The 23,437-nt window shown below is 63.6% G+C and carries 28 protein-coding genes; 10 read left to right on the forward strand and 18 right to left on the reverse strand.

Annotated features, from left to right (window positions below):
• Positions 1-225 precede the first annotated feature (225 nt).
• The 5 genes from NLY42_RS28835 (at position 226) to NLY42_RS28855 (ending at position 3,508) form a co-directional block, all read left to right on the forward strand.
• Positions 226-810: an invasion associated locus B family protein gene (locus tag NLY42_RS28835; protein ID WP_023754099.1), complete on the forward strand. Its 585-nt coding sequence runs from the start codon at positions 226-228 to the stop codon at positions 808-810.
• Positions 811-879: 69 nt separating this feature from the next.
• The gene (locus NLY42_RS28840; protein ID WP_155923284.1) at positions 880-1,077 is read left to right on the forward strand and encodes a hypothetical protein; all 198 of its coding nucleotides are present in this window, start codon (positions 880-882) and stop codon (positions 1,075-1,077) included.
• The gene (gene tldD, locus NLY42_RS28845; protein ID WP_245263500.1) at positions 1,074-2,777 is read left to right on the forward strand and encodes a metalloprotease TldD; all 1,704 of its coding nucleotides are present in this window, start codon (positions 1,074-1,076) and stop codon (positions 2,775-2,777) included. Before NLY42_RS28840 ends, tldD begins: the two co-directional genes overlap by 4 nt.
• 79 nt (positions 2,778-2,856) lie before the next feature.
• The gene (locus tag NLY42_RS28850; RefSeq protein ID WP_081725433.1) at positions 2,857-3,132 is read left to right on the forward strand and encodes an AbrB/MazE/SpoVT family DNA-binding domain-containing protein; all 276 of its coding nucleotides are present in this window, start codon (positions 2,857-2,859) and stop codon (positions 3,130-3,132) included.
• Positions 3,119-3,508, forward strand: coding sequence for a type II toxin-antitoxin system VapC family toxin (locus NLY42_RS28855; RefSeq protein ID WP_023727489.1), 390 nt, complete (start codon positions 3,119-3,121; stop codon positions 3,506-3,508). Before NLY42_RS28850 ends, NLY42_RS28855 begins: the two co-directional genes overlap by 14 nt.
• 66 nt (positions 3,509-3,574) lie before the next feature.
• Here the strand turns inward: NLY42_RS28855 and NLY42_RS28860 are convergent, their stop codons facing one another.
• Both NLY42_RS28860 and NLY42_RS28865 read right to left on the reverse strand, forming a co-directional pair.
• Positions 3,575-4,810: a class I SAM-dependent RNA methyltransferase gene (locus NLY42_RS28860; RefSeq protein ID WP_023668426.1), complete on the reverse strand. Its 1,236-nt coding sequence runs from the start codon at positions 4,808-4,810 to the stop codon at positions 3,575-3,577.
• Entirely contained in the window at positions 4,807-5,601 is a 795-nt protein-coding gene (locus NLY42_RS28865; protein WP_023702017.1) for a TlyA family RNA methyltransferase, read from the reverse strand. The genes NLY42_RS28860 and NLY42_RS28865 overlap by 4 nt, the downstream gene beginning before the upstream one ends.
• A gap of 146 nt (positions 5,602-5,747) precedes the next feature.
• Here NLY42_RS28865 and NLY42_RS28870 point away from each other — a divergent pair, with 146 nt between their 5' ends.
• Positions 5,748-6,149 (forward strand): GFA family protein, encoded by a 402-nt coding sequence (locus tag NLY42_RS28870; protein WP_023692079.1) that lies wholly within the window; start codon positions 5,748-5,750, stop codon positions 6,147-6,149.
• On the opposite strand, the gene NLY42_RS28875 is transcribed toward NLY42_RS28870, so the two are convergent.
• The 8 genes from NLY42_RS28875 to NLY42_RS28910 form a co-directional block, all read right to left on the reverse strand.
• Positions 6,146-6,430 carry a hypothetical protein gene (locus NLY42_RS28875; protein WP_023735582.1) on the reverse strand — a complete coding sequence of 95 codons (285 nt, stop codon included), beginning with the start codon at positions 6,428-6,430 and terminating at the stop codon, positions 6,146-6,148. The genes NLY42_RS28870 and NLY42_RS28875 overlap by 4 nt on opposite strands.
• Positions 6,431-6,576: 146 nt before the next feature.
• Positions 6,577-8,490, reverse strand: a complete 1,914-nt coding sequence (gene dxs / locus NLY42_RS28880; RefSeq protein ID WP_023685414.1) for a 1-deoxy-D-xylulose-5-phosphate synthase — start codon at positions 8,488-8,490, stop codon at positions 6,577-6,579.
• Between the two features lie 100 nt (positions 8,491-8,590).
• A complete protein-coding gene (locus NLY42_RS28885) occupies positions 8,591-9,511 on the reverse strand; it encodes a pirin family protein (RefSeq protein WP_023685413.1) in 921 nt (306 codons plus the stop codon).
• A 10-nt stretch (positions 9,512-9,521) separates the two neighbouring features.
• On the reverse strand, positions 9,522-9,788 hold the full coding sequence (locus tag NLY42_RS28890; RefSeq protein ID WP_023668432.1) for a DUF2277 domain-containing protein: 267 nt from the start codon (positions 9,786-9,788) through the stop codon (positions 9,522-9,524).
• Positions 9,789-9,826: 38 nt separating this feature from the next.
• The gene (locus NLY42_RS28895) at positions 9,827-10,078 is read right to left on the reverse strand and encodes an exodeoxyribonuclease VII small subunit (protein ID WP_023668433.1); all 252 of its coding nucleotides are present in this window, start codon (positions 10,076-10,078) and stop codon (positions 9,827-9,829) included.
• A 3-nt stretch (positions 10,079-10,081) separates the two neighbouring features.
• Entirely contained in the window at positions 10,082-11,008 is a 927-nt protein-coding gene (locus NLY42_RS28900) for a histone deacetylase family protein (RefSeq protein ID WP_023754097.1), read from the reverse strand.
• A 71-nt stretch (positions 11,009-11,079) separates the two neighbouring features.
• Positions 11,080-12,063 carry a hypothetical protein gene (locus NLY42_RS28905; protein ID WP_023747549.1) on the reverse strand — a complete coding sequence of 328 codons (984 nt, stop codon included), beginning with the start codon at positions 12,061-12,063 and terminating at the stop codon, positions 11,080-11,082.
• A 93-nt stretch (positions 12,064-12,156) separates the two neighbouring features.
• Positions 12,157-12,765: a TetR/AcrR family transcriptional regulator gene (locus NLY42_RS28910; protein WP_023747550.1), complete on the reverse strand. Its 609-nt coding sequence runs from the start codon at positions 12,763-12,765 to the stop codon at positions 12,157-12,159.
• Between the two features lie 118 nt (positions 12,766-12,883).
• Between NLY42_RS28910 and NLY42_RS28915 the strand changes: the two genes are divergently transcribed.
• The gene (locus tag NLY42_RS28915) at positions 12,884-14,107 is read left to right on the forward strand and encodes an MFS transporter (protein ID WP_023747551.1); all 1,224 of its coding nucleotides are present in this window, start codon (positions 12,884-12,886) and stop codon (positions 14,105-14,107) included.
• A 323-nt stretch (positions 14,108-14,430) separates the two neighbouring features.
• On the opposite strand, the gene ribB is transcribed toward NLY42_RS28915, so the two are convergent.
• The gene (ribB, locus tag NLY42_RS28920) at positions 14,431-15,531 is read right to left on the reverse strand and encodes a 3,4-dihydroxy-2-butanone-4-phosphate synthase (RefSeq protein WP_023668438.1); all 1,101 of its coding nucleotides are present in this window, start codon (positions 15,529-15,531) and stop codon (positions 14,431-14,433) included.
• 74 nt (positions 15,532-15,605) lie between these two features.
• On the reverse strand, positions 15,606-16,721 hold the full coding sequence (gene aroC / locus NLY42_RS28925; RefSeq protein WP_023830036.1) for a chorismate synthase: 1,116 nt from the start codon (positions 16,719-16,721) through the stop codon (positions 15,606-15,608).
• Between the two features lie 183 nt (positions 16,722-16,904).
• Here aroC and NLY42_RS28930 point away from each other — a divergent pair, with 183 nt between their 5' ends.
• On the forward strand, positions 16,905-17,159 hold the full coding sequence (locus tag NLY42_RS28930) for a DUF1344 domain-containing protein (protein ID WP_023685405.1): 255 nt from the start codon (positions 16,905-16,907) through the stop codon (positions 17,157-17,159).
• An 82-nt stretch (positions 17,160-17,241) separates the two neighbouring features.
• Here NLY42_RS28930 and NLY42_RS28935 read toward each other — a convergent pair whose 3' ends face one another.
• From NLY42_RS28935 to mddA, 3 genes are all read right to left on the reverse strand, one after another.
• Entirely contained in the window at positions 17,242-17,829 is a 588-nt protein-coding gene (locus tag NLY42_RS28935) for a histidine phosphatase family protein (RefSeq protein WP_023668442.1), read from the reverse strand.
• Between the two features lie 46 nt (positions 17,830-17,875).
• Entirely contained in the window at positions 17,876-18,697 is an 822-nt protein-coding gene (gene fabI, locus NLY42_RS28940; RefSeq protein ID WP_023727494.1) for an enoyl-ACP reductase FabI, read from the reverse strand.
• Between the two features lie 224 nt (positions 18,698-18,921).
• Positions 18,922-19,656 (reverse strand): methanethiol S-methyltransferase, encoded by a 735-nt coding sequence (mddA, locus tag NLY42_RS28945; protein WP_023754096.1) that lies wholly within the window; start codon positions 19,654-19,656, stop codon positions 18,922-18,924.
• A gap of 187 nt (positions 19,657-19,843) precedes the next feature.
• Here mddA and NLY42_RS28950 point away from each other — a divergent pair, with 187 nt between their 5' ends.
• On the forward strand, positions 19,844-20,479 hold the full coding sequence (locus tag NLY42_RS28950) for a TetR/AcrR family transcriptional regulator (protein WP_023692089.1): 636 nt from the start codon (positions 19,844-19,846) through the stop codon (positions 20,477-20,479).
• Between the two features lie 19 nt (positions 20,480-20,498).
• On the opposite strand, the gene NLY42_RS28955 is transcribed toward NLY42_RS28950, so the two are convergent.
• Together NLY42_RS28955 and NLY42_RS28960 are read right to left on the reverse strand one after the other, a co-directional pair.
• Positions 20,499-21,428 (reverse strand): DnaJ C-terminal domain-containing protein, encoded by a 930-nt coding sequence (locus tag NLY42_RS28955; RefSeq protein WP_023692090.1) that lies wholly within the window; start codon positions 21,426-21,428, stop codon positions 20,499-20,501.
• Positions 21,429-21,552: 124 nt separating this feature from the next.
• Positions 21,553-22,014 (reverse strand): RT0821/Lpp0805 family surface protein, encoded by a 462-nt coding sequence (locus NLY42_RS28960; protein WP_023687129.1) that lies wholly within the window; start codon positions 22,012-22,014, stop codon positions 21,553-21,555.
• 40 nt (positions 22,015-22,054) lie between these two features.
• Here NLY42_RS28960 and pdxH point away from each other — a divergent pair, with 40 nt between their 5' ends.
• A complete protein-coding gene (pdxH, locus tag NLY42_RS28965) occupies positions 22,055-22,672 on the forward strand; it encodes a pyridoxamine 5'-phosphate oxidase (RefSeq protein WP_023754095.1) in 618 nt (205 codons plus the stop codon).
• Positions 22,673-22,680: 8 nt separating this feature from the next.
• On the opposite strand, the gene NLY42_RS28970 is transcribed toward pdxH, so the two are convergent.
• Positions 22,681-23,433 carry a crotonase/enoyl-CoA hydratase family protein gene (locus NLY42_RS28970; protein WP_023754094.1) on the reverse strand — a complete coding sequence of 251 codons (753 nt, stop codon included), beginning with the start codon at positions 23,431-23,433 and terminating at the stop codon, positions 22,681-22,683.
• Positions 23,434-23,437 lie beyond the last annotated feature (4 nt).

Below are 23,437 nucleotides of genomic sequence, written 5' to 3' on the forward strand. Positions count from 1 at the left end.
GCGCGCAAGTGCTGCCGCGCTGTTTCGACGGCCTCGTGGCCCGCGCGGGTCGTCGACAGACAGGCTATGCGGGCTTGTGTCCGGAATGCGCCCGACGGTCGCAATTCGGGCGAATTTGCTAGGGAAAAGCGCATTATTGCGCCTGCCGGGGCTGACCGGCGGTCGCCCTATCCTTTACTTGGCCTTGGCGCGGCTTAAAGTGCCGTGATTCGCAATGGAGCCGTCATGACCTCTTGGCTTTCGAGAAACGCCTGGCATTCGAAGAGCGCCTGGCATTCGAAAAGCGCTTGGCTTTCGAGAAGCGGGGCGAAGGTCGTTTTTCTCGCCGCCCTGATCGGTATCGGCTCGTCCGCAACCGGCGTCGCCAATGCAGCGCAGCCCAGCGGCACGGTCAAGTCAACGCATGGCGCGTGGTCGATCATCTGCGACACGCCGGCCGGCGCCACCTCGGAACAATGCGTGATGATGCAGAACGTCGTTGCCGAGGATCGCCCGGAAATGGGACTGTCCGTCGTCGTCCTGCGCACCGCCGACAACAAGGCCGAGATCCTGCGCGTGCTGGCCCCGCTCGGCGTTCTGCTGCCCAATGGCCTGGGCCTCAATGTCGACGGCAAGGATATTGGCCGCGCCTATTTCGTGCGCTGCTTCCAAGACGGCTGCTATGCCGAGGTCATTCTCGAAAAGCAGCTGCTCGATACGCTGAAGACCGGGACGTCGGCCACCTTCATCGTCTTCCAGACGCCGGAAGAAGGCATCGGCATCCCCGTCGACCTCAAGGGCTTCGCCGACGGTTTTGCCGCCCTGCCCTGAGCTTGATGCTTGCGAAACCGTCTTTCCTCACAATTCCCACGGGTTTGATCTTTGGCTGTGGGGGTCATCATGCGTGCTTGTTCTTTGCTTTTGTCGACCGGTCTAATCCTGACCGGCGCCGTTTCCGTCGCCTTTGCCGAGGATTCCGAAATCATCACGGCGCCCGATCCGGCCGTCATTTTCGAGCTTGCGAAAGGCTATGGCTCGGCCAAGATGGACAAGGACGACGGGGCGATCCGATGGTCTCGGGCCGGCTTCAGGGCATGAAATATGTCATCTACTTCTATGGCTGCGAAAACCATGAGAAGTGCAAGTCGATCCAGTTCTCCTCGGGCTATACCGACCCCTTCACGGCCGACCAGGCCAATGAATGGAACAAGAAATATCGCTGGGTGAAGGCCTTTTCGGGTGACGGGTCGAACTTCAAGATGGATGTCATGTTCAGGGGCGGGGCTACCCGCTCCTACCTGCTGCGGATCGTCATTGCGGATTGTGCAGGCGCGTCTTCGCGCCTACATCGTGGCAACACCATTCCTCCTGTGAGCGGACCTGCCATGAACAGCCTGACCGGCCAATTCGACATTTCAGACGATCGCATCAAGCGGATCGTCGCCGACACACTGAACGGCGCCGACGACGGCGAACTGTTCCTCGAATACAGCGAGAGCGAAGCGCTGATGTTCGACAATGGCAGGCTGAAGACCGCCAATTTCAACACCGACCAGGGTTTTGGCCTGCGCGCCGTGGCCGGCGAGGCCAGCGGCTACGCCCATTCCAGCGATCTTTCGGAGGCGTCGCTGCTGCGCGCCGCCGACGCGGTCTCGACCGTCAAGGGCGGCTATTCCGGCACGCTTGCCGCGGCACCCGCGCGCACCAACCGCCATCTCTATGGCGAGGAGAACCCGATCCCCTCGCCTTCCTTCGAGGTCAAGGCCAAGCTGTTGCAGGAGATCGACGCATGGCTGCGTGCCGAGGACCCGCGCGTGCGTCAGGTGACGGCCTCGCTCGCGGCGTCCTGGCAGCATGTCGAGATCGTGCGCGCCGACGGCCAGATCGTGCGCGACATCCGCCCGCTGGTCCGCATCAACGTTTCCGTCGTCGTCGGCGACGGCGACCGCCAGGAAAGCGGCTCCTATGGCATGGGCGGGCGCAAGGCGTTCGGCGAGTTCCTGGTCGAGGAAGCCTGGAAGCATGCTGCCAGGGAGGCCCTCAGGCAGGCGCTGGTCAATCTCGAAGCCATTCCCGCGCCGGCCGGAACGTTCGACATCGTTTTGTCCAGCGGCTGGCCGGGCGTGATGCTGCACGAAGCCGTCGGCCACGGGCTGGAGGGCGACTTCAACCGCAAGAAGACCTCCGCCTTTGCCGGCCTGCTCGGCCAGCAGGTCGCCGCCAAGGGCGTTACCGTGGTCGATGACGGCACCATGCCGGAGCGGCGGGGTTCGCTGACCGTCGACGATGAAGGCACGCCTTCGGCCCGCAATGTGCTGATCGAGGACGGCAAGCTTGTCGGCTACATGCAGGACCGCCAGAACGCCCGGCTGATGGGCATGAAAGCCACGGGAAACGGCCGGCGCGAAGGCTATGCGCACCAGCCGATGCCGCGCATGACCAACACCTATATGACGGCAGGCGACATGGAGCCGGACGAGATCATCGCCTCGGTCAAGAACGGCATCTATGCCGTATCCTTCGGCGGCGGCCAGGTCGACATCACCTCGGGCAAGTTCGTGTTCGGCTGCACCGAGGCCTACATGATCGAAAATGGCAAGGTGACGCAGCCGATCAAGGGCGCCATGCTGATCGGCAACGGACCGGACGCCATGCACCGCGTTTCGATGATCGGCAACGACATGAAACTCGACACCGGCATCGGCATGTGCGGCAAGGCCGGACAAGGCGTGCCGGTCGGCGTCGGCCAGCCGCATCTCAGGATGAACCAGATGACCGTCGGCGGCACCAGGGTTTGAGCGAGGAGACGTCGGCGGGCTTGAATAGTTCCCCTCACAGGGATATCTTACCTTTGTCTTACACAAGGGTAATACCGCAATGGGTGCAATAGAAAAGCTTATAACGACCGTCTCGACCAAGGGACAAGTCATCCTGCCCAGCGCTATCCGCAAACGGAGGGACTGGGGCGCGGGCACGCGCCTGCAGGTCGAAGACACACCGGACGGTGTACTTTTGAGACCGGCGCCTGCCTTTGCCCCGACACGACCAGAAGATGTCTTTGGTGTCCTGCCGCACAGTGGCAGACCGAAGACCTTGGAGGAGATGGACGCAGCCGTCCTTGCTGAAGCACGGCGGCGCCATGCTCGCGATTGATACCAACGTTGTCGTCAGGTATCTGACGAACGACGATCCCGAGCAGTCCCCGCGAGCCCGGCGGCTGATCGACGGTCAGCCCGTTTTCGTCGCCGTCACGGTGATCCTGGAGGCTGAGTGGGTGCTGCGCAGCGGCTATGGTTATGATCAGGCCTCGATCGTCAATGCACTGCGGGTGTTCGGCGGGCTTCCCACTATCGAGATAGAGGATGCTGCGATGGTCTCTTCCGCGGTCGATCTAGCCGAGACGGGAATGGATTTCGCCGATGCGCTCCATCTGGGCAAGTCCTCGCACTGCTTAGCATTTGTGTCCTTCGACCGTAAGTTCATCAAGGCCGCACAAGCGGCCGGGTACGAAAGCGTTCGCGAAGGCTAGTTTGCCAGCCGGCTACGTCTTGCGGGGGGCGGCAAACTCAAGCACGGCCTTGTGAAAATCGGCGGATTAACGTCGCCGTTTCGGCTTCTCCAGCAGCGCCACGGCCTCGACATGCGGCGACCACAGGAACTGGTCGATGGGCGTGACGCTCTTCAAGATGTAGCCGCCGTCAATCAGGATGCGCAGGTCTCGTGCCAGCGTCACCGGATTGCAGGAGACGGCGGCGACGAACGGCACATCCGAGCGGGCGATCTGCTTCGACTGGTCCTCGGCGCCGGCGCGCGGCGGGTCGAAGACGACGCCATCGAAAGCATTCAGCTCCTTGAACGTCAGCGGCCGCCGGAACAGGTCGCGGCGTTCGCCGGTTACCCGCTTCAGGCCGGTGGCGAAGCGCGATCCGCGGTCGAGCGCCGAAAGGGCTGCCGCGTCGCCTTCGACCGCGTGGACTTCGGATTTGGCCGCCAGCCGAAGCGCAAAGCTGCCGCAGCCGGCGAAAAGATCCGCGACTTTCCTGGCACGCTTCAGATGTCCGCCAACGAGATCGGCCATCGTCTGTTCGGCGGCTTGCGTTGCCTGCAGGAAGGCGCCAGGCGGTATGGCGACAGCGACGGTGCCGAACATGACCACCGGCTTTTTCGGCTCGATGACAATCTCGTCGTCGATCGAAAGCCGGGCAAAGCCATTGGCCATGATGAAGTTGGAGGCGACCCGGCGCTGGTTCTCGCCCAGCTTGCCCGACTCATAGACAGCGACGTCAAGCCCCGAGCCCGTCACAGTGACCGCCATCCGGAACGATTTGGTGGTGGCGCAAACCAGGTCGGCGACCGACCTCAAGCGATCGAGCGCGGCAACGATCTCCGGCAGCGAGATCGGACATTCCTCGATGGGGATGATTTCCGGCGACAGATGGCGATGGAAGCCAAGCAGCATGCCTGTGTCGGCGCGCCTGGCGGCAAGCACGACGCGGCGGCGTGTGTGTGGCGCACACGGCACCAGGGCGCCGATGTCGCCGGCAATGCCTTTCAAGGCATGCACGACCTTGTCGCGTTTCCATTGCTGGTAAGCGTCGGCTTGCAGATGCTGGACGGCGCAGCCGCCACATTCGGTGAAATGCCGGCAGGCCGGATCGATACGCAGCGGCGACGTCTCCAATACCGCCATCAGCATGGCGCGATCCCTCTCGCGCGCGGCGGTGACGGTCTCGCCGGGCAGGGTGAAGGGAATGAACAGCTCGCCGGTTTCCGTCTCGGCGACGCCGTCGCCCTGCGAACCCAGTCTCTTGATGGTGAAGCCCGTGCTCATCGGTCCTTGGTCCCGGCATCCTTGGTCCCGGCATCCTTGATCCCGGCAAGCAGGAATTCGCGGTTGCCGTCCCCGCCTTCGATCGGCGACATGTGCAAGCCCAATGTACGCCAGCCAGGGACGCCTTCGAGCCATTCCTGCAGCAAGCCGGCCACACGGGCGGCGTCATAAGGGTCTTTCAAAAGACCGCCCTTGCCGATCGCCTCGCGGCCGGCCTCGAATTGCGGCTTGACCAGAAACACCGCACGAGCGCCGTCCCGTGCCAATGCCAACGCCGGTGGCATCGCCAGTTTCAACGAGATGAAGCTGACATCGGAGACGATGAAATCGGGGATACGGCCGCCGAGATCGGCAGCCGCGAGCTCGCGAGCGTTGAGGCCCTCGATCACGGTGACGCGCGGGTCGGACGAGACACCGGGATGCATCTGGCCGTGGCCGACATCGATGGCAGTGACATGGGCCGCGCCGCGTTCGAGCAGCACCTGGGTGAAGCCGCCTGTCGAGGCGCCGATATCGAGGGCTTCACTGCCCGCGGGATCGAGACTGAAATGGTCGAGCCCGGCGATCAGCTTCAGCGCCGCGCGTGAGACATAACCCTGCGCCGGGTCGTCGATGACGATGAGACAGTGCGGCAGAACCGTCTGGCCGGGCTTGCGGGCGACCACGCCGTCGACCGTCACGGTGCCGCGCTCGACCGCGTCGCGGGCGCGCGAGCGGCTCGCAAACAGGCCGCGCTGGACGAGCAATTCGTCGAGCCGCTGGCGTGTGCTGGCTGGCAGAGGGGAGTTCATCGGCCTTCATGGCGAAAGCCGGCCGCGAAGGCAAGGACATTGGCATAGGAGGACGTCGAGACCCGGGCCGCAAGCCAGTCCGCCCGGTTGAATAGCGCAGCCAGTCCGGCAAGATGTAGAGGCTCAGGCAATGCGGAGGAAGACGAATGCTGACGGGAACCTGCCATTGCGGCGCCGCCCACTGGACCCTGGAAGGCGATCCCGGCCCGATCACGGCCTGCAATTGCACGCTTTGCCGCCGCTATGGCACACTCTGGGCCTATGACTTTGTCGACGAGCGTATCCGGCTTGTGGGGCCTGTGCAGTCCTACACCCGCGCTGGCAAGGAGACGCCGTCGCTGGAAATACTGTTTTGCCCGACATGTGCCTGTGTGCTTGCCTGGCGCGGTTTGCGCCGCAGCGACAGCGGCCGCACGCGGATCGCCGTCAATGTCAGGCTGGCACCGCCGGAGGCGGTCGCCGACCTGCCGATCGACCATTTCGACGGGCTGGACACTTATGACGACCTGCCGCGCGATGGGCGCTGCGTGCGCGATATGTGGTTTTAGAAGATCGTCCGTGAGACCTGCCGTTCAACGGCCGGCATCAGGCCGTCGCTTACGTCATCTGAAGCCTGCTTGCGCGGGCGCTCGACAGCAACGACTGGTGCGTCCGGCACGACGACAAGCTGCGGAACCTGCTTGTAGGAAAAAGCGCCCCTGATATCGCCCATCTTGCCGGCGACGATGCCTGCCACCGCCTGTTCGAGCTTGCGGTCATAGCGCGTCTCGGCCATGGCCGGCGCGGCGATGACGGCCAAAAGGGCCGCGCCGCACAGAAGCGTTCGCATTGTTTTTAACTCCCTGCCTGGCTCTCGTTCTAGCAGGGGGGCGTTGAAAAACGGCCAAAAGACACGGTAAGCAAAACGCCAAAAGGAAGCGTTAACACAGCGTTAGGGTTGCTGCCGACAACCGCTTCAGAGGCGTGAGGTTTGATTCAGGCGCGCTGCGCGCGCGCGGAATGGCCGAGCGCGACGAACACGGTGCGCACGATGCCGGCCGCGTCGAGCCCGGCATCGGCATACATTTTTTCCGGCTTGGCGTGGTCGGTGAACTCGTCCGGCAGCACAAGCGGCCGAACTTTCAGACCGCTTTCCAGCAAGCCTTCATGGGCGAGGAACTGCAGCACGTGGCTGGCGAAACCGCCGACAGCGCCCTCTTCCACCGTCACCAGCACTTCGTGCGAGCGGGCGAGACGGCGGATCAAATCCTCGTCCAGCGGCTTGGCGAAACGGGCGTCCGCAACCGTCGTCGAAAGCCCTGCCGCGCCGAGTTCCTCGGCCGCCAGCAGACAGTCCTGCAGTCTTGTGCCAAAGGACAGAAGCGCCACCTTGGTGCCTTCCCTGACGATGCGGCCCTTGCCGATTTCGAGCACCGAGCCGCGCTCCGGCATGTCGACGCCGACGCCATTGCCGCGCGGATAGCGGAAGGCGATCGGGCCTTCGTCATAATAGGCGGCGGTGCGCACCATGTGGCGAAGCTCCGCCTCGTCGGCGGCCGCCATCACCACGAAGCCCGGCAGCGTCGCCAGGAAGGTGGTGTCGAAGGCGCCGCAATGAGTGGCGCCGTCGGCGCCGACGAAACCGGCGCGGTCGATCGGGAAACGCACCGGCAGTTTCTGGATCGCCACATCATGGACGACCTGATCGTAGGCGCGCTGCAGGAAGGTCGAATAGATGGCGGCGAAGGGCTTGTAGCCCTCGCTGGCGAGGCCGGCGGCGAAGGTCACGGCATGTTGCTCGGCAATGCCGACATCGAAGGTCCGGGTCGGAAACGCTTCGCCGAACAAATCGAGGCCGGTGCCGTTCGGCATGGCGGCGGTGACGGCGACGATACGTTCGTCCAGGCGGGCTTCCTGGACCAGGCTTTCGGCAAACACCTTGGTGTAGGCCGGCGCATTGGCCGGGGCCTTGGTCTGCGCGCCGGTGATGACGTCGAACTTGTTCACGCCATGATATTTGTCGGCCGCAGCCTCGGCCGGCGCGTAGCCCTTGCCCTTCTGGGTCACGACATGGATCAGCACCGGACCGTCGGCATGGTCGCGGACGTTCTTCAGCACCGGGATCAGATGCTCGAGATTGTGGCCGTCGATCGGGCCGATATGGTAGAAGCCAAGCTCCTCGAACAGCGTGCCGCCGGTGACGTAGCCGCGCGCATGCTCGACCGCCCGCTTGATGGCGCGATCGGCACGCTTGCCGAGATAGGAGGTCAGTTTCTTGCCGAAGTCGCGCAGGCCAAGATAGGTCTTGCCAGAGGCAAGCCGCGCCAGATAGGCGCTCATGGCGCCGGTCGGCGGCGCGATCGACATGTCGTTGTCGTTGAGAATGACGATCAGGCGAGCATCGAGCGCGCCGGCGTTGTTCATGGCTTCATAGGCCATGCCGGCAGACATGGCGCCGTCGCCGATGACGGCAATGACATTGTTGTGGCCGCCGGAGAGGTCGCGCGCCATGGCCATGCCGAGGCCAGCGGAAATGGAGGTCGAGGAGTGCGCGGCGCCGAACGGGTCGTATTCGCTCTCGGCGCGACGGGTGAAGCCGGACAGGCCGCCTTCTTGCCTGAGCGTTCGGATGCGGTCGCGGCGGCCGGTCAGGATCTTGTGTGGATAGGCCTGGTGGCCGACATCCCAGATCACGCGGTCTTCCGGCGTGTTGAAGACATAGTGCAGCGCCACCGTCAGTTCGACGACACCTAGGCCAGCGCCGAGATGCCCGCCCGTATGCGAGACGGCATCGATCAGCTCGGCGCGCAGCTCCGAGGCCAGCTGCGGCAGCTCGCTTTCGTCAAGCTTCTTCAGGTCGGCTGGAATGCGGACCTTGTCGAGAAGCGGCGTATGCAGCGTTGCGTTCACTGTTAAGGGCCTGCTCAGCTATGATGCGCGTCGATCATGGCGAAATATGCCTGCGTCGCCCGAATGTAAATGCGTGTCAGTGACGCGGGTGATGCTGACGTTAATTGTCCGGTAACGGAATGAACTCTTCCTCATCTCCAGGAACGATATCGAAGCGGCCCGTCTTCCATTCCTGCTTGGCCTGTTCGATGCGTTCCTTCGACGACGAGACGAAGTTCCACCAGATGTGGCGCGGAGAGCCGAGCGAAGCGCCGCCGAAGAGCATGAAATGGGCGCCGCGCTCGGACGACACGACGATCTCGTCGCCAGGCCGGAACACCAGCAGCCGTTCGGCCGGAAAACGGTCGCCCGAGATTGAGACATCGCCGTCCAGCGTGTAGATGGCGCGTTCCTCGGCGTCGGCGGGAATTTTGACGCTGGCGCCGGGCGCCAGCCTCAGATCGGCGTAGAGCGTCTCGGTGTCGGCTCTTACCGGCGAGCGCAGTCCCTGGAAATCGCCGATCACCACGCGGCCGGAAACACCTTCGGCGTCGATCTCGGGCAGAAGGAGCGCGGCCGTGTTCTCGAACACCGGCGCCACTTCCTCCTTGCCGTCGGGCAAAGCCAGCCATGTCTGCAGGCCGGAGACCGACATCGGCGCGCCGCGCAGTTCTTCGGGCGTGCGCTCGGAATGGACAATGCCGCGGCCGGCGGTCATCAAATTCACGTCGCCGGGCTGGATGACCATCTCGGTGCCGAGCGAATCGCGGTGCCTGATATTGCCGTCGAACAGATAGGTGACGGTGGAAAGCCCGATATGCGGGTGCGGGCGCACATCCATCGCCTGGCCGGCGCGCAAGATCGCCGGCCCCATGCGGTCGAAGAAGATGAAGGGACCGACCAGCCGCCGCTTTGCCGTGGGCAGAGCGCGACGAACCTGGAAGCCGCCAATGTCCTTGGCGTTTGGAATGACCATGAGCTCGATCTGGTCGCTGGCGAAGGCATCGCCAGGCTCAGGGTCCTTGCCGGGGAAGAAACTCATCTGGATGTCCTCAGGCGAAGCGGAGCGCCGATTTGGCTTTTGCCTTGGCCGCCACCTCTTCACGATTGCGCGGATGATGCGTGGTTTCCAGCGAATGCAGCAATTCATGCGCCGATTCGGCGATCGCCTCGACGGCACGGTCGAAGGCTGCCTGGTTGCGCTGCGAGGGCCGCGTCGTTCCGCTCAGTTTGCGCACGAATTGAAGGGCGGCGTCGCGGATCTCGTCATGGGTCGCCGGCGGCTCGAAATTGAACAGGGTCTTGATGTTTCTGCACATGCTTGAACTCCTATCTGCTTTATGCCCGCCCCATTCCACTACTCCGCGTCGAGCGGCTCCGTTCCGACCGGTTTGCCATCACGCGACAGCCTGATCTTCTCGACCTTGTCTTCGGCCGCCTTCAGCAGCCGGTCGCAATGGGCCTTCAGCGCCTCGCCGCGCTCATAGATCTTGATCGATTGGTCGAGCGGCACGTCGCCGCGTTCCAGATCATCGACGATCTTTTCCAGCGCGTCGAGTGCCTGCTCGAAGCTCATCGCCTTCACGTCTTCATTTGCTTCGCCAGCCATACTTTACCCCTTCATCAGCCGCCCGACATGGGCGGCGACCGAAAATGCCAGTCCCTGCAGATCGTAGCCGCCCTCAAGCAGGCTGACGAGCCGGTTGCCGCTGTGGCGCCCGGCGCGTTCCAGCAACTGGCCTGTCGCCCAGTCGAAATCGTCCTCGCTGAGGTTGATCTCGGCCAGCGGGTCGCGATGGTGAGCGTCGAAGCCTGCGGAAATGATGATCAGATCGGGCGCGAAATTGTCGAGCGCCGGCAGGACGCGCGACAGCAAGGCATCGCGAAACATGTCCGAGCCGGTCTGCGGCGCCAGCGGGGCGTTGACGATGTTGCCGGCGCCGGTTTCGCTCTTGGCGCCGGTGCCGGGATAGAGCGGCATCTGGTGCGTCGAACAATAGAGCACCGAGGGATCGTCCCAGAAGATGTCCTGCGTGCCGTTGCCGTGATGGACATCCCAATCGACGATAGCGACGCGCTCGGCGCCGTGTTTCTTTTGCGCATAACGCGCGGCAATCGCCGCGGTGTTGAACAGGCAAAAGCCCATCGCCGTGGTCTTTTCGGCGTGGTGGCCGGGCGGACGTGAGGCGACGAAGGCATTGGCGACGCGGCCCTCGAAGACGTCGTCGACAGCGGCGTTGGCGGCACCGATGGCGGTCACCACCGCCTGCCAGCTTTTCGGGCTGGCGCTGGTGTCGGCGTCGATCGAGCCAATGCCGCTTTCAGGGATCGCGGCGCGGACGCGGGCGACGAAATCCTCGGGGTGGGCGTAGAGGATTGTGGCCTCGTCGCCTTGCGGCGCCGTTACCCGATCGAGTGCGGTGAAGGCCTCGTCGTCGAGCACGCGCTCGATAGCGCGCAAGCGGTCCGGCCGCTCCGGATGACCGGGGGGCGTCAGATGTTCGAGGAAGATCGGATGGGTGTAGAGCCTGGTGACCATGACCCGATATAGGCGCGCCCGGCCGCTTTGACCATGGTTTGACGCCTCACCGCCCCGACGTTCAACAGGGATTACACCCCGGGCGCCGGCTGCGTCCAGCGCGAGCCGCCGAAGGAGGCCAGCGCCTTATCCCTGAGTTCCCTGAACTTGGACGACCCCTCGGCCAGCCGCTGGTCCCATTCGGCGTTCGGCACCTGGCCTTCGATGGTCTTGAAATAGACCTGCATCAGGCAGGCTATGGCGAAGGGTTCGATGAAGGCCGCCTTGAAGGCCCAGGCAAGGAGGATGGCGAGCACGAAGGCCCAGCCGCCGAGCTGCCCCGGAATGAACCACATGATGGCGGCGGCCGGCGCCAGCATCAAAAGGAAGATGACGAAGGACACACCCCACATGATGACCGCCAGCCAGACGGCGTTCTTGACCATGGTCTTGCCGTTCTGGGCATAGAGCACGACGCCTTGCCGGGCGGTTTCGAAGGGCGACGACGAGTTGATACGGATGTTGTAGCCGAGGATGATCTCGTCAACATAGGTCAGCGACAGGCGGATGACCGTATTGATGAAAGCGACCAGGCCGCCGAGGCCCGGAATGGGCAGGAAGGCGGCGATGCCGCCGATCAGGCCGGTGATGGCGCGGATGGCGCCCTTGACCAGCTGGTCGACCACGAAAAGGATGTTGGCCTCGGCGAAACGTTCCTTCACCACATCCTTGGCGTAGGCGATCTGGTCCTGGCCATTGGGAATCTCGCGGCCATCGATCAGATGGACCATGACGGCGATATGGCCGGCCTTGACGACATAGAGGATGTATTCGCGGATCCAGTACAGCGCGATCGAAACGACGCCGATGCCGACGATGCCGCCCCAGAGCGCAAAGGACAGCGGCCCGTCGGGATCGGTGGAGACATGGCCGACGCCATAGCCGACGGAGGCGCCGCTGCCGGTCGCCACGATATAGGCGAGCGTGATGCCGAAATAGATGATCATGCGAAGGGCAATGAAAGGCCATGTCCTGATCATGATGGACACCGACCTGCCGATTTCGAAATCCCACATGCGCCCGAATCTCCCCTCAGAGATGGACGGCGAGGATGAACCCGGGCCGGGAATTGTCAATCTCGGCAATGCCGGGGATCGGCTGGCGAGATTTCAGACCGGCTGCGAGTCCTGCTTTTTAAGCAAGCCTTCAAGCAACTGCTGGAAGGCCGCCACCACGGTCTTCGACGTGGCTTCGGGGTCGTTCGAATTGGCGATGCGCTGTGCCGCCTGGCTGCTGGCGCCGTTGATTAGTCTTGCGGCGGTTTCCGGGTCGACGCCGGGGACGACCACCCCCTCCTGCTGCAGCCTGGTCAGATGATCGGTCATTGAACCGACGCAGGCATTGGCATTCGGCCATTGCGCCGGATCGCCGAGCACAGCCGGACCGTCGCGAAACATGATGCGCTGGATTTCCGGCTCCAGCGCCATCTCGATATAGGTCGTGCATTCGTCGACGAAACGCTGCCAGCGGCTTGGCGCCCGCGACGCAATCTCATGGATGCGGACGGCCATCTCGCCATCGATTTCGGCGATGACGGCCTGCAGCAGGCCCTTCTTGTCGCCGAAATGATGATAGAGCGCACCGCGCGTCAGCCCGGCCGAGGCGGTGAAGTCGTCCATCGACGCGTCGGCATAGCCGATCGTGCCGAAAGCGTGGCGGGCCGCCGTGATCAGCTTGGCGCGCGTTTCGGCAATCATCTCCTTGCGGGGTCTGTGCATGGTTCTGGCCTTATTCACATACGCTTCGTATGCCAATTGACATACGTGGCGTATCGACTACCTATATTCATACGCATCGTATGTAATTGTCGAATTGGCCTTTGTCGAGGAACCAGCCATGCAAAACCCATACTCGGAAATCTTTCGTGCCCCTGGAGCCAAGGGGTTTGCCGCCGCGGGCTTCCTCGCGCGGCTGCCGATCGCCATGGCGCCGATCGGCATCGTGGCCATGCTCTCGCAGACGCGTGGCGAATACTGGCTGGCGGGAGCTGTCTCGGCGACGTTCGCGCTGAGCAACGCTTTCGTGGCGCCGCAGATATCACGGCTGGTCGATCGCCTCGGCCAGACGCGGATCGTGATTCCGACCACCATCCTCACCGTGCTCGCCTTCGCGGTGCTGATTGCCGCAGCCAATCAGGACTGGCCGGTGTGGACGCTGTTTGTGTCGGCACTGGCGGCCGCCGCCATGCCCAGCATGCCGGCGATGGTGCGCGCGCGCTGGACCGAGATTTTTCGCGGCCGGCCGCAGATGAACACCGCATTCGCCTTCGAATCGGCGGCGGACGAACTCGTCTACATTGCAGGCGCATCGCTGTCGGTGGGCTTGAGTGCCGCTCTGTTCCCGGAAGCCGGTGTCCTGGTCAGCACGCTATTCCTCGCCCTTGGCTCGGCAGCCTTCATCCTGCAGCGTTCGACCGAACCACAAGTGCGGCCGGTGGACCATGTCTCGAGCGGCTCGGCAATCCGGCTCAGGCCGGTGCAGATCATCACCTTCGCCCTGATCTTCGTCGGCGCCACCTTCGCGACGACGGAAGTGACCACGGTGGCGATCACCAAGGAACTCGGCCAGCCGGGCGCCGCCAGCCTCGTCATCGGCGTCTATGCGCTGGGATCGTTCGTGCTCGGCCTCGTCGTCGGTGCGCTCAACCTGAAAGCGGCGCTGCAGCGCCAGTTGGCCCTCGCGGTCGCCCTCGTCGCGCTCGGCACGCTGCTGCCGCTCACCGCCGACACGGTGCCGCTGCTGGCGCTGACCGTTTTCATCAGCGGCGTGGCGATCTCGCCGACCTTCATCACCGCCTTCGGCCTGATCGAGCGGCACGTGCCGGAAGCGATGCTGACCGAAGGCATCACCTGGGTGATGACCGGCATCGGCATCGGCATGGCGCTCGGGTCGTTTGCCGCCGGCGCGGTGGTGGATGAGTTCGGCGCCAGGAACGGGTTCTGGGTCTCGGTGGCGGCCGGCGTCATCGCATTGGTCACGGTGTTGCTGGGCCAGCGCAGCCTGGCCACCCACACATGCGAGCTGGACGGATGCGACGCTGCCGCCGTTCCCGCGGAGTGAGGATAGGCCTGACGTTGGCTTTGGAGACCACCGCAAACGTTCGGAATTAGGTGAGGCCTCTGGCGTCGTCATCCACGGGCGAAGCGGGAGCGAAGCGGACGCGCAGACCCGAGGAGCCATTCCGTTACCGTAGGGTGCAGCGGAGCAGAATTCTGCACCGTTGCAACGCGTCGAAGTCGCGGCATGGATCCTATGGTCTGCGCCGCGTCGCTTCGCTCCTTGCTTCGCCATAGGATGACGAACGCGTGGAGGCTTCAGCAAATCGCAGAAGCAGGCGACCTGCCCGCGCAATTTTTTCGGCAGCGTCGCTCTTGCGCGACGAACTAGATAATCTCGGTCTTGGCGATATGTATGCCAAAGCCTTCAAGCCCGACATAGTGGCGCTCGCGCGAGGCGATCAGGTTGATCGAGGAAATGCCGAGGTCCTTCAGGATCTGGGCGCCGAGGCCGATTTCTCGCCACTCGTTCTCACGGCGGCGGGCCTCTTCGTGGTCCTCACGGTCGGCACTCATCGGCCGGTTGCGCTCCTGATGGGCGACGCCGACCGAACCCTCCCGGAGATAGACGATGACGCCGCGCTTGCGTTCGCCCATCGCCTTCATAATGGCGTCGAGCCGGTGGCTGGTGCCGAACACGTCGGTCACCACATCCTCCGAATGCAGCCGCACCGGCACGTCCTCGCCGTCACGGATGTCGCCGAAAACGACCGCGACATGGTGCATGGAATCCCAGGGCAGCGTGTAGGTGAAGACCTGTGCCTTGCCGCCGAGTGTGTCGATTTCGGAGCAGGCGACGCGTTCGACCAGCGTTTCCTTGCGCTGCCGGTAGGCGATGAGGTCGGCGACCGAAACCTGCTTGAGGCCATGTTCCTCGGCAAAGCTCGCCACCTGCGGGCCGCGCTTGACGGTGCCGTCGTCATTGACCAACTCCGAGATCACGCCAACCGGCGGCAGGCCGGCAAGTTTGCACAAATCAACCGCGGCTTCGGTATGGCCCGAACGCATCAGCACGCCGCCTTCCCTAGCGATCAGCGGGAAGATGTGGCCGGGCCGGACGAAATCCGAACCGCCGACATTGCCGTTGGCCAGGTTGCGCACGGTCAGCGTGCGGTCCTCGGCCGAAATGCCGGTGGTGGTGCCATGCTTGAAATCGACGCTGACGGTAAAGGCCGTGGTGTGGGCGGAATCATTGTCGGCGACCATCGGCTGCAGATTGAGCCGCTTGGCCTCCTCGCGCGGCATCGGCGTGCAGACGATGCCGGAGGTGTGACGGATGATGAAGGCCATTTTCTCCGGGCTGCAATGCACGGCGGCAACGATCAGGTCGCCCTCGTTCTCACGCCCGTCATCGTCCATGACGACGACGATCTCGCCGCGTTCGAAGGCGCGGATGGCTTCGACGATTTTCTTCTGATCGTATGGCATTGGCTCGCTTCGCTCGCAGGGAATAGGGGTTGGGCAGTAGGAGTTAGGGAAGGAAGGACGGGCTGGCCTATTGCCTAATCCCTACTGCCTAATCCCTGGCCTGTCTGTCCCCGGTGCCGCAGATAATGGTCCGCGATGGCGCAGGCAACCATGGCTTCGCCTATCGGCACGGCACGGATGCCGACGCAGGGATCGTGGCGGCCCTTGGTCATGACGTCGACGTCGTTGCCGTCCTTGTCGATGGATTTGCGCGGCGTCAGGATCGACGAGGTCGGCTTGACGGCGAACCGGGCGACGATCGCCTGGCCGGTCGAGATGCCGCCCAGAATGCCGCCGGCATTGTTGGACAGGAAGACCGGCTTGCCGTCATTGCCGATGCGCATCTCGTCGGCATTCTGTTCGCCGGTGATGCGCGCGGCCTCGAAGCCGTTGCCGATCTCGACGCCCTTGACGGCGTTGATCGACATCAGGCCGGACGCGATGTCCTGGTCGAGCTTGGCATAGATCGGCGCGCCAAGGCCGGCTGGCACGCCGTCGGCGATGATTTCAATAACCGCGCCCACCGAGGAGCCGGATTTGCGGATGCCGTCGAGATAGCTGGTGAAGACCGGAACCGAGGCCGGATCGGGGGTGAAGAACGGGTTTTCGGCGTCACCGATGAAATTCCAGTTCCAGTTGGCGCGGTCGATGGATTTCTCGCCCATCGAGACCAGTGCGCCGCGCACCACCATTCCGGGCACCACCTTGCGCGCCAAGGCGCCGGCCGCCACGCGAGCGGCGGTCTCACGGGCCGAAGAACGGCCGCCGCCGCGATGGTCGCGCAGACCGTATTTGACGTCATAGGTGTAGTCCGCATGGCCGGGGCGGTACTGGCGGGCGATCTCGCCATAGTCCTTGGAGCGCTGGTCGACATTCTCGATCAGCATCGAGACGGGCGTGCCGGTGGTGATCATCGTCTCGCCGTTCTCGTCGAGGATGAAGCCGGACAGCACCTTCACCTCGTCCGGTTCGCGGCGCTGCGTCACAAAACGTGACTGGCCGGGGCGGCGCTTGTCGAGTTCGGCCTGGATTTCGGCCCGTGTGAAGCGGATGCCGGGCGGGCAGCCGTCGACGACACAGCCGAGCGACGGGCCATGGCTTTCGCCCCAGGTGGTGACGCGGAAGAGATGGCCGAACGTGTTGTGAGACATGAATTTTAGCCCTGCCCGGCAGCGGACCGGATCAAAGGTGCGTTCTATTGGCGTTTTCCACAGCGGTCAAACTGTGATCCGGCGGTTTTAGTTTTGACACATTCGGTTGGTTTCTGCTCTCTTCCATCCGCCCGTTGAAAGCTCGCCGCCATCCGTGCAGGCGCAATGACAAAGAGGACGACGATGCGTACCCTGATTGGCGCTGCTGCCGCCATGTTGCTGATTTCCACCGCCGCCTATGCCGGCCAGACCGAAGGCCTGATCAAGAAGGTCGACAAGGACGCGCTGACGCTGACGCTGGAGGACGGCAAGTCCTTCAAGCTCAACGCCGAGACCGATCTCGATTCGCTGAAGCCGGGCATGGATATCGTCATTGCCTATGACGTGACGAATGGCGAGAACGTCGTCACCGATATGGAACTGCCCGACACCGAATAAGACCGACGCCGAACAGGGTCTTGCCGCTCGGCGGAGCCCTGCCCAGATAAACAGGACAGTCGTCCTGTTTATCTGCTCCAACCTAAAGCCAATCCAGACGCCCGTCCTGCAGCCTGAGCACCCGGTCCTGCCGCACTTCCAGGTTTGCCGCTTCGTGTTCGGAAACACCCTTGACCATCCGAAACAGGGTCCGCACGACGCCACCATGCGTGACGCAGACCGTCTGGCGGTCGAGCGCGTCGAACCACGGCTTCACCCGTTCGAGCAGCATCTGGTAGCTTTCGGCGCCCTCGCCCGGCGGCTGGAAATTCCATTTGTTGCGCCGTCGCGCCTTCGCCGAGCCCGGCATTCGCGCATCGAGTTCGGCATAGGTAAAGCCTTGCCAGTCGCCAAAGTGCACCTCGACCAGACGCGGGTCGATGCGGTAGGCATCGGGATCGAGCTGCATCGCCAAGCGCAGCCGCTGCATCGTCTCGCGCGTCCGCTTCATCGGGCTGGCGACAAAGTCGAAATCCTCAGGGTTCTGGATCAGTTCGGCCAGCCGCCGTCCATTGCGGGTCGCCTGCTCGCGGCCGAGCGCGTTGAGATCGGTGTCGGCCTGGCCCTGCAGCCGCGACTCGGCATTCCACTGCGTCTGGCCATGGCGCACGATGTAGACGAGCGGAACCATCAGGTCTTCCGGAAATCAGGACAGGCAGGCGGAAACCGCGGCAGAACTATTCCTTGACGGTCGAAATATCCGGCGCGTCGACCGCCTTCATGCCGACGACGTGATAGCCGGAATCGACATGGTGCACCTCGCCGGTGACGCCACGCGACAGGTCCGACAGGAAATAGACGGCGGAATCGCCGACTTCTTCCTGGGTGACGGTCTGCTTCAGCGGCGAATTGTATTCGTTCCACTTGAGGATGTAGCGGAAGTCGCCGATGCCCGAAGCAGCCAAGGTCTTGATCGGCCCGGCCGAGATGGCGTTGACGCGGATCTTCTTGCCGCCGAGGTCGACGGCGAGATAGCGCACGCTGGCTTCGAGCGCGGCCTTGGCGACACCCATGACGTTGTAATGCGGCATGACCTTTTCGGCGCCGTAATAGGTCAGCGTCAGCAGCGAGCCGCCGTCGGTCATCAGCGCTTCGGCGCGCTTGGCGATGGTGGTGAAGGAATAGACCGAAATGTCCATGGTGCGCAGGAAATTGTCGCGCGTCGTCTCGACATAGCGTCCGGTCAGCTCGTCCTTGTCGGAAAAAGCGATGGCATGGACGAGGAAGTCGAGCTTGCCGCCCCAATGCTTGGCGACATTGGCAAACACCTCGTCGAGGCTCGCCGGATCAGTGACATCGCAATGACCGGCGACAAAGGCGCCCAATTCCGCAGCCAGCGGCTCGACGCGCTTCTTGAACGCCTCGCCCTGATAGGTCAGCGCGATCTCGGCGCCATGGTCGACGCAGGCCTTGGCGATGCCGTAGGCAATCGATCTGTTGTTGGCGACGCCCAGTATAAGGCCGCGCTTGCCGGCCATAAGGCCCTGTCCACCCGCCATGTCAGCGCTCTCCGAAAGATTTTCTGCTTTGGAGTGCCTATCGCACAGGCAGAAAGGCGCATCAAGCGCAGACGGGGCGCGCGTTCAATTCAGACACTCGGCGTGACAACGAATGGGGGATAATAAGGTTGTTGTGAGATTTGAACGCCTCACTGCGGCCAGCGCGCCTTGATGGCCCAGGCCCGGCCGACCAGCCGAATCGGCTGGCCGGCAACGCATCGGCCCTATCCAGCCATTTTGCGCCAGGGAATGAGCATTCCCACCTGCTTGCGGTAGCTTCGGTACTGATCGCCGAACATCGCGACGAGATCGCGTTCCTCGAGGAAGATGCCGAGCAGGATGTAGCCGGTGCTGCCCACCGCGAACAGGAGATGGCCCCATGTCATGGACGGCGTCGCCCAGAAGGCCAGGAGGAAGCCGACATAGAGCGGGTGCCGGACCCATTTGTAGAACAGCGGCGTCCTGAACACGGGCGGCGCCGGTTCGCTCTTGCGCAAAGCGGCGAGAACCTGGCGCAAGCCGAACAGTTCGAAATGGTTGATCAGAAAGGTGCTGGTCAACAATACCGCCCAGCCGAGCCAGAACACGCCATGGATGACGGCGACCCAGACCGGGTTCTCGACCGTCCAGACGAGACCGGGAGTCGGCCGCCATTGCCAGTAGAGCAGCAGCAGGATGAGGCTGGCCAAAAGCACATAGGTGCTGCGTTCGGCCGCGTGCGGGACAATCCGTGTCCACCAGCGCTTGAAAACCGGCCGCGCCATGATGCTGTGCTGGGCGGCGAAAAGGCCGAGCAGCAGTGCATTGACGATGACGGCTTCGACCGGACTTCCAGCGACTCCGGAATCGATCGATTTCGGCACGACCATGTTGCCGACGAAACCGACCGCATAGAGAAACGAACCGAGAAAAATCAGGTATGCGGCAACGCAGTAGATAAGGGTGATTACGCCCGCCATGACTGCCCCTCCATGCAAGCATCAGGATTCGGTCGGTCGACCGAATTCAGCGTCAAAAACCATAAATTTTCTGACGAGTCAACTTGATCGGTCGCTCGACCGAGATAGAGTGGAGGGACGTCCAGCCCCGGACAGGAGAAGCTATGATCCGCCCAGATTGCACCGCTAACAGCGGCAGCCACGCCGCATGACGGACGCTGCCGAAGCCGTTACCCCGCCGCAGAACAAGCAAAAGCGCGACACGCGCGCCGAACTGATTTCGGCTGCCGAGTTATGCCTCCATCGAGGCGGTTATGCCGATCTGTCGACGCGCCGCGTTGCCGAGATCGCCGGCGTTCCGCTCAGCCAGATCCATTACCATTTCGGCTCCAAGGAACGGCTGTTCCTGGCCCTGCTGGACCATCTAAACGAGGGCCTGCTGAAGCGCCAGGCGGAGACTTTTGCGGCACCGATGCCGCTGTGGCAACGCTGGGAGCGCGCTTGCGATTTCCTCGACGATGATCTGGCGTCCGGCTATGTCCGGATCCTGCACGAGATGATCGCGGCAAGCCTGTCGAGCCCCGAGATCGCCAAGGCGGTGCGCCGCGACCTGCGCGGCTGGTTCGAACTTCTGGACGGACTGGCGCAAGAGGCGGAGCGGCGGTTCGGCGGCCTCGGGCCATTCTCCGCCGCCGAAGTAACCAGCCTGGTCAGCGCCGCATTCCTCGGCAGCGAGACGATGATCCTGCTTGAGATCGAGAGCCCGCATGTCCCGGTGCGGCAGGCGTTGCGCCGTTTCGGCGAAACCATCCGGCGGATGGAGGAAGCAGCGCCCGGCAGCTAGCCAGACAAGTCGAGCCGCGTCAGCCTTTGCGGCTGCGCATCAGCGCTTCGAGTTCGCTGTCGCCGCCTTCCGGCAGCATGATGCGGACATGGGCGTAGAGATCGCCATGGCCACCCGCCTTTTCCGGCAAGCCCCTGCCCTTCAGGCGCAGCACTTTATCGGAGCTCGACCAAGCCGGAATGTTGACCGCCAGCCTGCCGGTCGGCGTGTCGACCGGCACCTTGGCGCCCAGCACCGCATCGGCAAGCGCTACCTCCAGATCGGCATGCAGGTCACGGCCCTCGATGCGGTAGCGCGGGTGCCTGCGGATACGGATCTTGACCAGCGCATCGCCCGGCTGTCCCGGCCCCTGCTCGCCCTGGCCCTTCAGCCGGATGGTCTGGCCATCCTCGACATAGACCGGCAGCTTGACCGCGATCTTGCGGCCGTCGGGGAACATCGCCGTCACCTTTTCGGCGGTCGCTATCTCCTCGATGGTGACGTCGAGCGTGACGTTCAGATCGGCGGCGGTCGCCTGCTGGCGGCGGTCGCCTGTTCCGGCGCCGCGCGCGCCGGAAAAGGCGTCGCCGAAGATCTGGCTGAAGATGTCGCTGTTGCCGTCGAACGGATCGCCGCCCGGACGCCCCGATCGGAATTCGAAGCGCGAGCCGCCGGCGCCCTGCTGGCGGCGGAAGCCACCGAACGGATCGCCGCCGCCGGCTGCACCCTCGAAGCCCTGGAATTTCGGCTTGCCGTCGGCGTCGATCTCGCCGCGGTCGAAGGCCGCACGGTTCTTCTCGTCGCCGACGACCTCATAGGCCTGATTGGCGGCGGCAAAACGGTCCTTGGCCTTGGGATCATTCGGATTCTGGTCCGGATGATACTTCTTGGCGAGCTTGCGGTAAGCCGATTTTATGTCCTTGGCCGATGCGTTCTTGGCAACGCCCAGCACCTCATAGGGGTCGCGCATGCGTCCTGCCCTGGAAAATGAGTTAAATCCACGTTGGCCCTTATATGCGCTCCCATAGGAAGAAATTCCAGTGGCGCGCAGGCTTATCGAGGGTTGAAATTGCGATCCCCGCAAACCTCGAAAATCAGAGCGGTTTGAAGTCCTGCATGTGCCAGCCGCCGGCCGCGGCGATGCACAATTGCCCCTTGAACAAAGCGACGCCGTCGAAGCTTTCGCGCGAGGCGGTAAAGCTGCGGCAGGCCTGGCCGTTGTCCTGCACTTCGGCGAGTTCGGTGATGGAGCCCCGCGAGCCGGTGTCGGCATTCGCCCACGGCACGGCCTGGCCGCGAAGCTCCTCGATGTCGGCCGAAGACACCGCATTGCCGATCGTGGTCTGGTCGGAAGCGCTGTCGGCGTCCGTCGATGTCACCCTGGCCGGCGCGCTTGAGGTGACGATGGAACGATCGACCTCGGCCTTTTCCAGGCTGAAGCCGCCCGCGCCGCAGGCGGCAAGCGGCAGTGCGATGATCACGATCACGGCTTTCGAACTGGCCGAAGCGATAACGCTCCATTGCCCGCTGTCAAAAGCTTGCGCGATACGCGACAATCGGCAACCTCCTGAAGCTCGAGACAATTTGAGAAAAACTATGAGTGACACTGAGTTAACAACTAGTGACTTTACCGAAGCCGCCGAGCCGTTCCGGCTCTTTGCTGAGTGGCTGGAGGACGCCAAGAAAAGCGAAATCAACGACGCCAACGGCGTGGCACTTGCAACCGTCGATGCCGACGGCATGCCGGATGTGCGGATGGTGCTGCTCAAGGGTTTCGATGAAAGCGGCTTTGTCTTCTACACGAATTTCGAGAGCGCCAAGGGCCGCGAGATTCTTGGCAGCATGAAGGCGGCGATGTGCTTCCACTGGAAATCGCTGCGCCGCCAGGTGCGCATACGCGGTCCGGTGGAGATCGTCAGCGACGCTGAAGCCGACGCCTATTACGCGACGCGGCCGCGCGGCAGCCGGATCGGCGCCTGGGCTTCGAAACAGTCGCGGCCGCTGGAAAGCCGCTTTGCCCTGGAGAAGGCGGTGGCCGAATACACGGCGCGCTACCCTATCGGCGAAATCCCGCGGCCAAAGCACTGGTCGGGCTTCCGCATCGTGCCGCAGGCGATCGAGTTCTGGCATGACCGGCCATTCCGGCTGCACGATCGGCTGGTCTTTTCGCGCAACGCCGAAGGCGGCTGGGACAAGACACGGCTTTATCCCTGAGGATAAGTTCAGGCCTTCTTCCTAGTCATAAACGCGGTCAACGCGGCGCGCGCTTCGTCGGACTTCAGCCGCTCGGAGAAATGCTCGCTCTCCACCTTGATGCGGGCGACAAGCTCGTCGCGCGGGGCGCGCATCAGGTCACGAGCGATCTTCAGCGCCTGCGGCGGCTTGGCGGCGATCTCGCCGGCCGCGGCGAGTGCCGCGGCTTCTAGCCCGTCCTCCTCGACCACCTCATAGATCAGGCCGGCGGCCTTGGCGCGTTCGGCGGAAAAACCTTCGCCGAGTCCAAGCAGCGCGAAGGCGCCCTGCCTGCCGAGGATGAGCGGCGCCAGCAGGCTGGAGCCCGCCTCCGGCACCAGGCCGAGGTCGACGAAGGGTGTGCGGAACACCGTGCGCGGCGTGGCGAAAGTCAGGTCGCAATGCAAATTGAGCGTGGTGCCGATGCCGACCGCAATGCCGTCGACGCCGGAGACCATCGGCTTCTCCGTTTTGGCCAGCGCCATCAGGAAGTCCCAGACCTCGTTGCCGCCCTCACCGCCGGTGGCGATGACCAGGAAATCGGCGAGATCGTTGCCGGAAGAGAAGGCGCCAGGCACACCGAGGAAGACATGGACGCGAACCGCCGGGTCGGCATCGCCCTCGGCCAGCGCCTTGGACATTGTCGCGTACATGGCGCGCGTCAGTGCGTTCTTCTTGTCGGGACGGTTCATGCGGATGATCTGGATGGCGCCCTGGCGCTCGACGAGAATATGGTCTGTCACGGTC

This window comes from Mesorhizobium sp. C372A, assembly GCF_030323245.1.
Classification (GTDB): domain Bacteria; phylum Pseudomonadota; class Alphaproteobacteria; order Rhizobiales; family Rhizobiaceae; genus Mesorhizobium.

Bases quoted from the DNA above. Each gene is read 5' to 3' on its own strand.
- NLY42_RS28905 (WP_023747549.1), bottom strand. From the start codon at position 12,063: ATGTGGGATTTCGAAATCGGCAGGTCGGTGTCCATCATGATCAGGACA.
- NLY42_RS28910 (WP_023747550.1), bottom strand. From the start codon at position 12,765: ATGCACAGACCCCGCAAGGAGATGATTGCCGAAACGCGCGCCAAGCTG.
- aroC (WP_023830036.1), bottom strand. From the start codon at position 16,721: ATGTCTCACAACACGTTCGGCCATCTCTTCCGCGTCACCACCTGGGGC.
- tldD (WP_245263500.1), top strand. From the start codon at position 1,074: ATGAAATATGTCATCTACTTCTATGGCTGCGAAAACCATGAGAAGTGC.
- NLY42_RS28875 (WP_023735582.1), bottom strand. From the start codon at position 6,430: ATGCGAACGCTTCTGTGCGGCGCGGCCCTTTTGGCCGTCATCGCCGCG.
- NLY42_RS28835 (WP_023754099.1), top strand. From the start codon at position 226: ATGACCTCTTGGCTTTCGAGAAACGCCTGGCATTCGAAGAGCGCCTGG.
- NLY42_RS28950 (WP_023692089.1), top strand. From the start codon at position 19,844: ATGACGGACGCTGCCGAAGCCGTTACCCCGCCGCAGAACAAGCAAAAG.
- NLY42_RS28935 (WP_023668442.1), bottom strand. From the start codon at position 17,829: ATGGTTCCGCTCGTCTACATCGTGCGCCATGGCCAGACGCAGTGGAAT.
- fabI (WP_023727494.1), bottom strand. From the start codon at position 18,697: ATGGCGGGTGGACAGGGCCTTATGGCCGGCAAGCGCGGCCTTATACTG.
- NLY42_RS28885 (WP_023685413.1), bottom strand. From the start codon at position 9,511: ATGAGTTTCTTCCCCGGCAAGGACCCTGAGCCTGGCGATGCCTTCGCC.
- ribB (WP_023668438.1), bottom strand. From the start codon at position 15,531: ATGCCATACGATCAGAAGAAAATCGTCGAAGCCATCCGCGCCTTCGAA.
- mddA (WP_023754096.1), bottom strand. From the start codon at position 19,656: ATGGCGGGCGTAATCACCCTTATCTACTGCGTTGCCGCATACCTGATT.
- NLY42_RS28850 (WP_081725433.1), top strand. From the start codon at position 2,857: ATGGGTGCAATAGAAAAGCTTATAACGACCGTCTCGACCAAGGGACAA.
- NLY42_RS28895 (WP_023668433.1), bottom strand. From the start codon at position 10,078: ATGGCTGGCGAAGCAAATGAAGACGTGAAGGCGATGAGCTTCGAGCAG.
- NLY42_RS28840 (WP_155923284.1), top strand. From the start codon at position 880: ATGCGTGCTTGTTCTTTGCTTTTGTCGACCGGTCTAATCCTGACCGGC.
- NLY42_RS28870 (WP_023692079.1), top strand. From the start codon at position 5,748: ATGCTGACGGGAACCTGCCATTGCGGCGCCGCCCACTGGACCCTGGAA.
- NLY42_RS28890 (WP_023668432.1), bottom strand. From the start codon at position 9,788: ATGTGCAGAAACATCAAGACCCTGTTCAATTTCGAGCCGCCGGCGACC.
- NLY42_RS28865 (WP_023702017.1), bottom strand. From the start codon at position 5,601: ATGAACTCCCCTCTGCCAGCCAGCACACGCCAGCGGCTCGACGAATTG.
- NLY42_RS28900 (WP_023754097.1), bottom strand. From the start codon at position 11,008: ATGGTCACCAGGCTCTACACCCATCCGATCTTCCTCGAACATCTGACG.
- NLY42_RS28930 (WP_023685405.1), top strand. From the start codon at position 16,905: ATGCGTACCCTGATTGGCGCTGCTGCCGCCATGTTGCTGATTTCCACC.
- NLY42_RS28915 (WP_023747551.1), top strand. From the start codon at position 12,884: ATGCAAAACCCATACTCGGAAATCTTTCGTGCCCCTGGAGCCAAGGGG.
- NLY42_RS28855 (WP_023727489.1), top strand. From the start codon at position 3,119: ATGCTCGCGATTGATACCAACGTTGTCGTCAGGTATCTGACGAACGAC.
- NLY42_RS28860 (WP_023668426.1), bottom strand. From the start codon at position 4,810: ATGAGCACGGGCTTCACCATCAAGAGACTGGGTTCGCAGGGCGACGGC.
- NLY42_RS28955 (WP_023692090.1), bottom strand. From the start codon at position 21,428: ATGCGCGACCCCTATGAGGTGCTGGGCGTTGCCAAGAACGCATCGGCC.
- pdxH (WP_023754095.1), top strand. From the start codon at position 22,055: ATGAGTGACACTGAGTTAACAACTAGTGACTTTACCGAAGCCGCCGAG.